Origin of the sequence: Streptomyces laurentii (genome assembly GCF_040635425.1) — a bacterium.
Lineage (GTDB): Bacteria > Actinomycetota > Actinomycetes > Streptomycetales > Streptomycetaceae > Streptomyces > Streptomyces laurentii.
In genome coordinates, this window is sequence record NZ_JBEYHT010000085.1 from 16,695 (window position 1) to 27,007 (window position 10,313).

Genomic DNA, 10,313 nt, shown 5'->3' on the forward strand with positions numbered 1-10,313 from the left:
CCTCAGCCTCCGATCAGCACCGACGCGCAGCCCGACACGACCGCCGAACCGCAGCCCGACAGATCCCCGACCCGGGCCGCCGGGCGGCCCACGATCAGCACCGTCGTCGAGCCGGGCGGCGCGAGCGCGGACGGCGGGTGAGCGGCGGGCGACGCGCACTGGTGCGCGGTGCCGACCGTCGCGGCCGGCCGGCCGCCGATCAGGACCGACGGCACGCCCGGCGGGCCGATCACCCCCGGATGCGCGGTCGGGTCGCCGACCCGAGCCGCCGCTGCCGACATCTGTGCCATGTCCGCTCCGTCCCCGTTCCTGTTCGCGTTCCGGTTTCCTGTTTCCGCTCGGATGAACGGTGGTGGCCGTCCGCCGCTCAGTTGATCTTGACCAGGGGCGCGTTGACCGACAGCGTCGTCCCGCCCTTGAGTTCCGTGCGCTGAGTGCCGTCCACCGTGACCGAGGCCCCCTGCACGTCCACCGCGCCCCCGGTCGCCAGCCGGACCGCGCCCTGTCCGCCGTCGACCTTCACGCCCTGACGAGCCGTCAAGGTCACACTGTCACCCCGTAGTTCAAGGGCGCCGCGCTCAGCGTCGACGCTCACCCCGCCCGAGGCCGTGATCGACACCTTCTCCTTCGCGCTGATCTTCACCGCGCCGTCGCTGGCGATGGTGACCGTCGTCCCCGACTGGTCCAGGTCGATCGTCAGCTTCCCGTCGCCGGTCCGCAGCTTCACCCCCTGCGCCCCGCCCGCCGCGTCGAGCAGTTCGAGCTTGTGCCCGCCCTTGGACGCGAACGCGCGCCGGTCCACCGACCCCGAGGTCGGATCCACCTGCCCGCCGCCGGACGGCCGGTCCTGCCCGTTGTACAGCCCGCCCAGGACGTACGGACGGTCGAGCCGTCCCTGCTCGAAGCCGACCACGACCTCGTCGCCGACCTCCGGGATGTACGGCTCGCCGCCCCCGGTGCCGGCCGCCTGCGCCGTCCGAGCCCAGTCGCTCGCGTACTCGTCCGACAGCCACGGGAACGACACCTTCACCCGGCCCGAGCCCTCCGGGTCCTGGGTGTCGGTCACCGTCGCGTTGACCAACCCGCCGCCCCCGCCCCCGCCTTGGGCGCGGCCGGCCGCGCCGCCTCCGGTCAGCCCGTACAGCGAACGCTCCTGCTGCCCCGACACCGTCAGCCAGGTCTCGTACCCGCGCAGCGCGTCGAAGACATGCCGGGACGACGTCACCGTGTACCGGCCCTCGAACGGTGCGCCGACCGCGTTGAGCGCCACCGCCACGCCCGCCCGTACCTCCGGGTTCCCCCGGATCACCGCCTCCAGTTCCGCGAACGCGCCCGCGATCCGCTCGGCCAGCGCCTTCGCCGCCCGGTCGACCCGCTCCTGCGTCCCGTAACCGGCGTCCGTCACCACGTGCCGGGCCTCGCCGAAGGGGGCCGTCACCTCGGCCGCGGTCACCCCGAGCGCGAGCGTCGGCGAACTGCCCGCCGGGGCCCGGCCCACCAGCGCCCGCTTGCCCCGCACGTCCCAGCCGCGCACCTCCACCTCGGAGACCTGCTCGGCCGCCGACACCGACGCCCGGCAGCGCAGCAGGTTCGCGCCCAACTCCAGGACCAGCGGGTCGCGTTCGGCACGCGCTGAGGCGTCCGGCGCACCGCCCGCCTCGGGCGGCTTCGCCACGTGCAGCCGCCCGTCCCGTACGTACGCCTGGGCACCCGCCTCCTCGGCGAGCCCGCGCACGAACTCCCAGTCCGTGATGTTGGGTTGGACGACGTGGTCGAGCACCGGGCCCGCCACGTCCACCGTGCCCGGCTTCAGCCCGGCGCGCTGCGCGACCTGGGCGACGATGTCGGAGACCGTCATGTTCTGGTAGCCCGCCACCCGCGCCCCGCGCAGCAGCCGGCAGGTCTCGTCGAGGCCGCGGACCACCGTGTACGTGCCCGACTCGTCCAGCTCCAGTTCGAGCGCCGTCACCATCCCGGTGAGCAGCGGGCGCGGCTCCGTACCGCCGCCGCCCCGCGCGAGCAGCCGGACTTCGGCGCCGACCGTGATCCCGCCCTGCGTGAGCAGGGTCCGGTCCGGGTCGCGGAACCGCAGCAGGAACAGGTCGGGCAGCGTCCGGCTGTCGTCGACGTACCCCTCGACCAGCGTGTTCAGGAGCCGGGCCGGCAGCGGTCGGCCCGCCACCTCCACGACGAGCGCCGACGCGACGCCGGGCGGCGCCATCAGCGCTCCCTCCGGCCGTCGGCCGACGGCCCGCCGTCGCCCCGCAGCCGGCCCAGTTCGTCGGGCGCGGGCAGCAGCAACTGCCGTCCGGGCGCGAGCCGCAACGGATCGTCGATGCCGTTCGCCTCCGCGATCACCCGCCAGGCCGCCGGATCCCCGTACTCGCGCTGCGCGAGCGACGGCAGCGAATCCCCGGCCGCCACCCGGTGCGTCCGCCGCGCCGTGAGCGCGCCCGAGGTCGGGTTCTGGCCCGGCGTCTCGCCGCTGATCTCCTCCATGGTTACCTGGCAGACCGCCCGGATCGGCACCCCGGAAGTGGTGAACAGCGTGTATTTGGCCTGCACTTGGCTGACATATCCGGGGAAGCCGGTGAGCCCGCCCCAGTGGAACACCACCCACGGCGGCGACGAACGCTGCTGCTGCCGGGTCTCGCTCGTCGGCACACAGCAGGCGAAGAGCTGCTCGACGGCCGTCACCACCCGGTTGTCCTGGGTGTCGCCCGCGTCGAAGAACATCTCCACCGTCAACTTGCTGGGCTGAGGCCCCTGGTACTCCGGCGGTCCGGCGCTCTTCGCGCCCTTGGCGGGGGTGCGTTTCCACGCCGCCGCCTTCGTCAGGCTCAACTCCTTGGGATTGAACTGGAAGTCGATCCGTCCGCACGGCCCGCCCGGGGTGAGCCCGCCGCCCGACGGCGGCGTGCGCAGCTCCAGATACGCGTGCTCCAGCTTCGGCCGCGCGGACGCGCCCTTCTTGGCCGACGCCGCGACCCCGGACGTGCCGGCCGCGCTGAAGGCGACGGGAGCGCTGGAGGGTGGGGTCATGGGCTCAGCCCTCCATCACATAGCCGTGATGGGCGATCTCGATCGTCTCGACCGCCACCTTGGGCGACTCGGGCGTGAACGACGGCCCCGTCCACCGCACCGGCACCACTTCGAGCAGCCCCCACTGGGCGACCGTCCGGCCGTCGCCGGTCCGCGCCTCGATGTGCGCGGTCTTGCGGGTGAACCCGGTCGTCATGCTGGCGAACCAGCGCGCGACCTTCTCGGTGTCGCGGGTGAGCGGCCGCGACAGCTTGACGTTGGAGTACTTCAGCCGGGTCGGCAGCTGCCACACGTGCCCGTTGTTGCCGCCCTCCTCCCGCGTCTCCAGGACGACCTCGCAGCCCAGGCCCTCGCAGGTGTTGAACGACCCGAGTTCGATGTCGTCGACGGTGACGACGAAGCAGACGCTGACGGCGGGCTCGTCGTTCTTGGCGGCTGTGGCCATGGGAGCTCACTCCTCTCGGATACGAGTCAGGGTGCGGAGTCCGGAGTCCGGAGTCCGGGGTGCGGGGTGCTTGGTCCGGGGCTCGCGGTTCAGGTTTCAGGGGCGGGTGTCGAGGAGCCGGCCCGCGCGTTCGCGGTCGAGGCGCAGATCGGCCTTGAGGAGGCGGGCGAGCGGGGGGTAGAGGGCGCGGACGAACTCGTCGGTGACGGCGGGAGTGCCGGGCGCGCCAGGTGTGCCCGCAGCGCCGGGTGCCCCTGTGGCGGGCGCGCCTGGCGGCGCGGACGCCTCGGGTCCAGGCTCCGGCTCGGGGGCCGGTTCCGGGGCGGCGGTGGTCGGTTCGGGTGCGGGATCGGGCGGCGGGGGTTCTTCGGTGACGGTCTCGCGCTGGACGAAGGGGCCCGACGCGGGTGAGACGGCCCGCTGGACCGGTGGCGGGGGCGGCAGGAACACCACGCTCCCGTCGGACATTCGCTGCGCGATCCCGGCGGCCACGGCCACGTCCCCGGCATCACGCGGCGCGCGGGGCGGGGGCGGGGAGTTCAAGGCTGCGGGAGACACGGACCGGGCGACGACTGGCTCGGCGGCGGAGGTGGGTCGCTGCTGCTGTCGCTGCGTGGTCGCGGCGGCCCGGGCGGGTGCCCCGGTCGCGCGCTGCACGGGGGCGGGTGCGGGTGCCGGCTCCCAGCGCACGGGCTGGACGGCAGGCGGGACGGGCACGCCCGGCGCGGCCTGCTCCTCGGCGACGGTACGCAACTGCAGCGGCCGGTCGGCGAGCAGCGGCGCCACGGGCTCGGGGGCGGGCTCGGGCGGGGGAAGGGGCGCCGCATCAGGAAGGGACGCGGGCTCCTCGCGTACGGCCGTGGGTGTCTCCATGTGCGTGCTGTCCGGCGTTGTCGGGGTGGTCGACGCGGTGGCCGCAGCCTTCCGCTGGGCCGTCGGCGGCAGCTCCGGCAGCGGTGCCCCGAGCCCGGGGGCACGACGGGGTGTGGCGGGGGGTGGTGGAGTCGGGGCTGGCGTCGGTGTGCCGGGGGAACGCTGGACGCCGGGCGACGGCGAGGTGGGCTCGGGCGCGTCGAGCGGGGCCCGGTCGCCGACCAACGGCCGTACAGGAGCGTCGGGTTCGGTATGCGACTCCTCGCCGGGCGCGGACACCTGCTCCGGCTCGGTGGGCTGATCGGCTACGGACTCGGCCTCGGGCTCAGGCTCGGGTGCCGCAGGTGGCGTCACGCGCTGCACCGCCGGACGCCCGGCGGCGGTCGCCTCAGGCCGCTTGGGCCGAGGTGCGACTGGCTGTACGACGGTCGGCGCGGCGTCCGTTCCCGCGAGGGCCCGGCTGACGACCGGGCCGGCATCCGGCTCCGGGATCACGTCACCGTCGCGTGCGCGGTCCGGGTGCGCCCCGGTCGCCGTCTCCCGGAGAGAGGGCGCCGGAAGCGCCCGTACCGGAAAATCGACCACCGACCGCTGGACCGGCGCCGTGACACCCCCGGCGACCCCGCTCGGCGCGTCGGCGCTCACGAGGTGACCCAGCGACGACGTCAGGGCGGTCGGCCGCCGGGTGGACAGCCCGCTCTCGAAGCCGGACGGATCGGTGACCAGAGAGGGTGCTTCCAACACCCTCTGGATCGGAGGAAGTTCGGCCACGTCGAAGCGATCCTCGCGAGCCTCCGGCGCCGCCGGGGTCGCCGCGTCCGTCGTGTCGGGGGCGGGCCCGGACCGGGGAGCCGCCGCCTCGGACGTCGTGGCACCGCCCCTTGAGCCGCGCAGCCAGGACAGCAGTCCCATCGTTCCGGTCCCTCCCCCTCATCCTCCGTTGAGACGGGCCACCTGGGCGACGAACCTCAGACGTTCCGCGTGCTCAAGGTCGAGGAGCTGATCCAGTGGCCAGTGGAAGTGGTAGGCGAGGTACGCGACCTCCTCGTACAGCTGGTCGGCCGCGTACGTCACGATTCCCCCAGGCGGCCACCGGCGAGGTCCACCGCGAACTCCTCCTGGCAGGACGGACAGGTGACGGCGGCCCGCGTGTGGCCCTCGGCGTTGACGCGCCGGTAGAAGTCCTGGAGGAAGGCCAGGTCCGACGCGAACAGGTCCTCGATGACCCCCGGATGGATGTCGTCGACCCCGCCGATCCGGGTGACGACGCGGGAGATGAGGACCACCGAGAGGTACGCGGGGTTCTCGCGGACCCGGTCGTCCCGCAGCGGCACCAGCTCGTCGCGGGCGGTGGCGAGCCGCATGACCCCGTCACGGTGGACGGCGCCCCGCTCGTCCACGTACCCGCGCGGCAGCCGGAACGGGAACTCGGTGCGCATCCCCACGCCGGAGTCCGCGCCGTGTCCCGCCCCCGGGCCGGCCCCCGGAACCGAGGGCGATTCGGGGCCGAAGCCCTCCGCCTGGTGCGGCGCGGCCGCCGCCGTGCGCCGCATCAGTCGACTTCCATGCTCTCGTAGGTGATCACCAGCTTCTCCGTGAGGACGGAGGTGTCACCGGCCTTCAGGGTGCCGATCTCCAGGGACTTCGGCCAGGCGTTGATGAGCTTGTAGCGCTTGATGGGCAGGCCCTCGTAGTCGTACACGATGATGGCGCCGTTGCGGCGGGCGCTCGCCATCTGGCCGAACCGCGATTCCTTGACCCACCGCTCGAAGCTGTTGTCCTCGGTGAGACCGCGGCTGACCGTCACCTCGCCCGCCTTGGGCCGGCCGGGCAGCTTCTTGATGGCGTACTTGCCGTCGGCGGTGTTCTGCTTGAGTTCGATGACGTCCTGTTCCATCTTCAGACCGCTGACCTCGGTGATCTGCCTGATGAGTACGCTGTCGAACTCCAGGCCGAAGGAGTGTCCGACGGAACTGTCGAGATCGGGCAGGGGCACGTGCTACTCCTCACTCGTCCACGGCACCGGTGCCGCTGGTCAGCTGTGACAGGCGGAAGACCACGAACTCGGCCGGCCGGACCGGCGCGACACCGATCTCGCAGATCACCTGGCCCGCGTCGACGCTCTCCGCGGGGTTCGTCTCGCGGTCGCACTTCACGTAGAACGCCTCGTCGGGCGTGAGCCCGAACAGCGCCCCCTTGCGCCACTCGTTGACCAGGAAGGCGGCCACGGTGCGGCGGATGCGCGCCCACAGCGCGTCGTCGTTCGGTTCGAACACCACCCACTGGGTGCCCGCGAGAATCGACTCTTCCAGGTAGTTGAAGAGCCGGCGGACGTTGAGGTAGCGCCAGGCCGGGTCCGAGGCGAGCGTCCGCGCGCCCCACACCCGGATGCCGCGGCCCGGGAAGGCGCGGATGCAGTTGACGCCGGCCGGGTTGAGCCGGTCGTGCTCGCCCTTCGTCAGCTGGGTCTGGAGCGCCACCGCACCCCGCACGACCTCGTTGGCCGGGGCCTTGTGCACCCCGCGCTGGTCGTCGTTGCGGGCCCAGATGCCGGCGACGTGGCCGCTGGGCGGGACGAGGGAGACGCGGCTGGTGGACGGGTCGGCGACGCCGATCCAGGGGTAGTAGAGCGCCGCGTACTTCGAGTCGTAACCCGCCCTGTCCGTACGCCAGTCGCCGACCTCCTGCGGACTGAGACCGGGCGGCGGGTCGAGCACGGCTATCCGGTCGCCCATCAGCTCGCAGTGGGTGATGAGAGCCTGCTGGACCGCGATCACCCCGTCGAGGTCGAGCAGCCCGCGCTCGAACGCGCTCATCAGGTCCGGGACGGCGACCGTGGTGATCTCCTCGACCGCCTCCAGGCCGCCGATGCCGGAGCGGCGGTCGGCGTCCCCGACGTACACCTCGGGGCTGAGAGCCGCACCGGTGCCGGTGGGCGCGGGCAGCGGCGGGGCGAGGGTGACGGTCTGCGGCTCGGGGCGGGCGGGCGCGGCGCCGGTGCCGGGCTCGGTGATCTCGATCAGCGCGGAGGCGGCGTTGACGCGGGTGGCGACGTTCTCCTTGCTCCGCTTGGTGGTGACGGAGGGGTACTCCTCGGCCTGCTTGCCGTTGCGCCGGACGATCAGCCGGAAGGCGTCGGACGGCGGGTCGTCGCCCTCGACGTCGGCGACCTCGACGGTGATCGTGCCGGTGACGCCGGGCCGGGCGACGACGGAGTACGCGCCGATGGCGGTGGGCCCGGCCGCGTCCGGCTCACCGGCGCCCGCTTCCGTATCGCCGCGCGGCGCGGTGCCGTCGTCGACGCGGACGACGTAACAGGTCCCGCCTCCGTTGGAGAAGAACCCGTACACCGAGGCGGCGAGGTACGTCCCCTCGACGAAGTCGCCGAACCGGCTCGTGAACTGGCTCCAGTTCGTGACGAGCGTCGGTTCGTCGAAGGGCCCCTTCTGGGCGAAGCCGATGAAGGCGGCGACGGAGGTGCCCACCCCTTCGATGGGGCGCGAGCCGGACTCCACCTCTTCGACGTAGACGCCAGGGGACAGATACGACGGCATACGGTGCTCTCTCTCCTCGACGCCATACTTCGAGATTCTTCGAGCGGGGGACCGGCGTCATTCTCGTCAGCCTGGCGATCACCTGGAACGGATGATCGGCCGCCCGCCTGGGCAGCGTGGGCTGCCCGATGGGGCAAGAAGCGTGGTGCCCGGCTTGCCTCCGTTCCTCTCGGTACGGGCGGCGGGCACGGGCAGTCTGGCCGCGCGGCCCCGTCCGACGGCCGCCCGTGTTCCGTTCTCGTGCGCTGCCGTTCCGGGAGGCGACGGATGAAGGAGTCCCCGGAGAAGGCGACGGACCGTTCCGACGGCGTCGTACCTGTCCGGGGCCGGGCCGATCGGATCTCCCCCCACAGTGTGCAGCGTTTGCAGGGGGCGGTGGGTAACGCGGCGGTGGCCCGTCTGGTGGCCCAGCGTTATACGGCTCCGGTGAAGCCTTCCGCCGCCCAGGCTCCGGGTTTTCGTCGGGTGAAGGCGGATGTGGCGGCGAAGAAGTCCCGTCTGTCCGTGCACGCCCCCGCGGTGGCGGAGTCGAAGTCGGCGCAGGACGCGGCGGTGGCGCCCCCGGATGACAAGGAGGCGCAGGGGAAGGCCGCGAACGCGGAGAAGATGAACGCGGCGAGGCCGGGGGAGTTCGACAAGGCGGCGTTCATCGCGGCGGTGGACAAGGCGATCGAGGCGCAGGCGCCGAAGAACCTGGACGAGGCGGACAAGTTCTCGAAGTCGGGGAAGGCCGACAAGGTCAAGGCGGAGGTCGACGGGAAGGTCTCGGACGGGAAGGACTCGTCGGCCAAGGACATCGATGCGGCGACGAAGGCGGCGCCGGACACGTCGGCGGCGAAGGACAAGCCGGTCACCCCGATGACCCCGGATTCCCCGCCCGGAAACCCCGGCGCACCCTCCGCCGCGGATGCGGTCCCGGACAAGCAGCCGGCGGCGGTGACGGACTTCTCTCAGGGGCCAGCGGCCAATGACAAGGCGTTGGCGGACGCGGAGGTCACCGAGGAGCAGCTGGCGAAGGGCAACGAGCCGGAGTTCGACCAGGCGCTGAAGTCGAAGAAGACCGCGGAGACGGATGCGGCGAAGGCCCCCGTCAAGGGGCGTGCGGCGGAGAGTCAGCAGCTGTCGACGGCGAAGGCGGGGGCGGCGGCGTCGGGGGCGCAGGCGATGAACGCGCTGACCGCCACCCGGGCTTCGGCGGGGAAGTCCGTGGACGGCGGCAAGGGCGAAACCAAGAGCAAGGACGAGAAGAAGCGGGCCGAGGTCACCGCGAAGCTGCAGAAGGTCTTCGACGGGACGAAGAAGGACGTCGAAGACATCCTGGGTGGTTTGGACAAGAAGGTCGACGACGCGTTCACGGCGGGGGAGAAGGGCGCGCGGGACGCGTTCATGGCGGACCAGGCGGCCCGCATGAAGAAGTACAAGGACAAACGGTATTCGGGGTTCTGGGGCAAGGGCCGGTGGGTGAAGGACAAGTTCGCCGGCCTGCCCGAGGAGGCGAACCAGCTCTACCAGGAGTCACGCAAGCTCTACGTCGCCCGCATGCGGACCGTGATCTCCTCCGTCGCCGATCTGATCGGTACCGAGCTGGGCAAGGCCAAGGCGCGGATCGCGAAGGGCCGGGGTGAGCTGAAGGCGGAGGTCGACAAACTCCCCGCCGATCTGAAGGAGTTCGGGCAGGAGGCGGCGAAGGACTTCGCGGGGAAGTTCGAGGACCTCGAAGCGTCCGTGAACGAGAAGTCCGAGCAGCTGGTGCAGGACCTGGCCAACAAGTACACGGCTGCGCTGAAGAAGATCGATGAGGAGATCACCAAGCTCCAGGAAGCCAACAAGGGGCTGATCGACAAGGCGAAGGACGCGATCGTCGGCGTCATCAAGACGATCAACGAGCTGAAGAACCTCCTGCTCGGCATCCTCGCCAAGGCCGCCTCGGCGATCATGAAGATCATCAAGGACCCCATCGGGTTCCTCGGCAACCTCGTCAAAGCCGTCGGCGCCGGCCTCCACCTGTTCGTCACGAACATCGCCGACCACCTCAAGACCGGCCTGGTCTCCTGGCTCCTGGGCACCGCGGTCAAGGCGGGCCTGGACCTGCCGCAGAAGTTCGACCTCAAGGGCATCATCCAGCTCATCGCCTCCCTCCTCGGCCTGACCTGGGACAACATCCGCGCCCGCATCACCCGCAAGGGCGTCCCCGACCAGGCCCTCGCCACCGTCGAAACCAGCGTCCCGGTCGCGAAGAAACTCGCCACCGAAGGCCCCGCCGGCGCCTTCGAGGAAATCAAAGCCGAGACCGGCGACCTCAAATCCACGATCCTGTCGAAACTATCCGAGTACCTGATCCCCACCGTCATCATCGCGGGCATCACCTGGATCCTGTCCCTCCTCAACCCCGCCTCCGC

Annotated in this window: 9 protein-coding genes and 1 pseudogene; 1 reads left to right on the forward strand and 9 read right to left on the reverse strand. The window is 71.9% G+C overall.

Features of this window, described 5'->3' with window-relative positions; genetic code table 11:
• Nucleotides 1-2 precede the first annotated feature (2 nt).
• The 9 genes from ABZ693_RS33195 to ABZ693_RS33235 all read right to left on the reverse strand — a co-directional run bounded on the left by ABZ693_RS33195 (nt 3) and on the right by ABZ693_RS33235 (nt 7,914).
• Nucleotides 3-290, reverse strand: a complete 288-nt coding sequence (locus tag ABZ693_RS33195; RefSeq protein ID WP_359885086.1) for a PAAR domain-containing protein — start codon at nt 288-290, stop codon at nt 3-5.
• Between the two features lie 77 nt (nt 291-367).
• The gene (locus ABZ693_RS33200) at nt 368-2,221 is read right to left on the reverse strand and encodes a VgrG-related protein (RefSeq protein WP_359885088.1); all 1,854 of its coding nucleotides are present in this window, start codon (nt 2,219-2,221) and stop codon (nt 368-370) included.
• Nucleotides 2,221-3,042 (reverse strand): CIS tube protein, encoded by an 822-nt coding sequence (locus ABZ693_RS33205; RefSeq protein WP_359885089.1) that lies wholly within the window; start codon nt 3,040-3,042, stop codon nt 2,221-2,223. The genes ABZ693_RS33200 and ABZ693_RS33205 overlap by 1 nt, the downstream gene beginning before the upstream one ends.
• Before the next feature lie 4 nt (nt 3,043-3,046).
• Nucleotides 3,047-3,487 (reverse strand): phage tail protein, encoded by a 441-nt coding sequence (locus tag ABZ693_RS33210; protein WP_359885091.1) that lies wholly within the window; start codon nt 3,485-3,487, stop codon nt 3,047-3,049.
• 96 nt (nt 3,488-3,583) lie between these two features.
• Nucleotides 3,584-4,360 (reverse strand): hypothetical protein, encoded by a 777-nt coding sequence (locus ABZ693_RS33215; protein WP_359885092.1) that lies wholly within the window; start codon nt 4,358-4,360, stop codon nt 3,584-3,586.
• 930 nt (nt 4,361-5,290) lie between these two features.
• A complete protein-coding gene (locus ABZ693_RS33220) occupies nt 5,291-5,434 on the reverse strand; it encodes a DUF6760 family protein (protein WP_359885094.1) in 144 nt (47 codons plus the stop codon).
• Nucleotides 5,431-5,913 (reverse strand): hypothetical protein, encoded by a 483-nt coding sequence (locus ABZ693_RS33225; protein ID WP_359885096.1) that lies wholly within the window; start codon nt 5,911-5,913, stop codon nt 5,431-5,433. The genes ABZ693_RS33220 and ABZ693_RS33225 overlap by 4 nt, the downstream gene beginning before the upstream one ends.
• Complete coding sequence (locus ABZ693_RS33230; protein ID WP_359885098.1) at nt 5,913-6,356, reverse strand: phage tail protein; 444 nt, start codon at nt 6,354-6,356, stop codon at nt 5,913-5,915. Before ABZ693_RS33230 ends, ABZ693_RS33225 begins: the two co-directional genes overlap by 1 nt.
• 10 nt (nt 6,357-6,366) lie before the next feature.
• Nucleotides 6,367-7,914 (reverse strand): phage tail sheath family protein, encoded by a 1,548-nt coding sequence (locus ABZ693_RS33235; RefSeq protein WP_359885100.1) that lies wholly within the window; start codon nt 7,912-7,914, stop codon nt 6,367-6,369.
• A 267-nt stretch (nt 7,915-8,181) separates the two neighbouring features.
• On the opposite strand from ABZ693_RS33235, the pseudogene ABZ693_RS33240 reads away from it, so the two are divergent.
• Nucleotides 8,182-10,313: pseudogene (locus ABZ693_RS33240) on the forward strand (hypothetical protein); the annotation flags it as partial.

Coding starts and splice junctions, on each gene's coding strand:
- ABZ693_RS33225 (WP_359885096.1), bottom strand. CDS start 5,913: ATGCGGCGCACGGCGGCGGCCGCGCCGCACCAGGCGGAGGGCTTCGGC.
- ABZ693_RS33200 (WP_359885088.1), bottom strand. CDS start 2,221: ATGGCGCCGCCCGGCGTCGCGTCGGCGCTCGTCGTGGAGGTGGCGGGC.
- ABZ693_RS33215 (WP_359885092.1), bottom strand. CDS start 4,360: ATGGAGACACCCACGGCCGTACGCGAGGAGCCCGCGTCCCTTCCTGAT.
- ABZ693_RS33205 (WP_359885089.1), bottom strand. CDS start 3,042: ATGACCCCACCCTCCAGCGCTCCCGTCGCCTTCAGCGCGGCCGGCACG.
- ABZ693_RS33235 (WP_359885100.1), bottom strand. CDS start 7,914: ATGCCGTCGTATCTGTCCCCTGGCGTCTACGTCGAAGAGGTGGAGTCC.
- ABZ693_RS33210 (WP_359885091.1), bottom strand. CDS start 3,487: ATGGCCACAGCCGCCAAGAACGACGAGCCCGCCGTCAGCGTCTGCTTC.
- ABZ693_RS33195 (WP_359885086.1), bottom strand. CDS start 290: ATGGCACAGATGTCGGCAGCGGCGGCTCGGGTCGGCGACCCGACCGCG.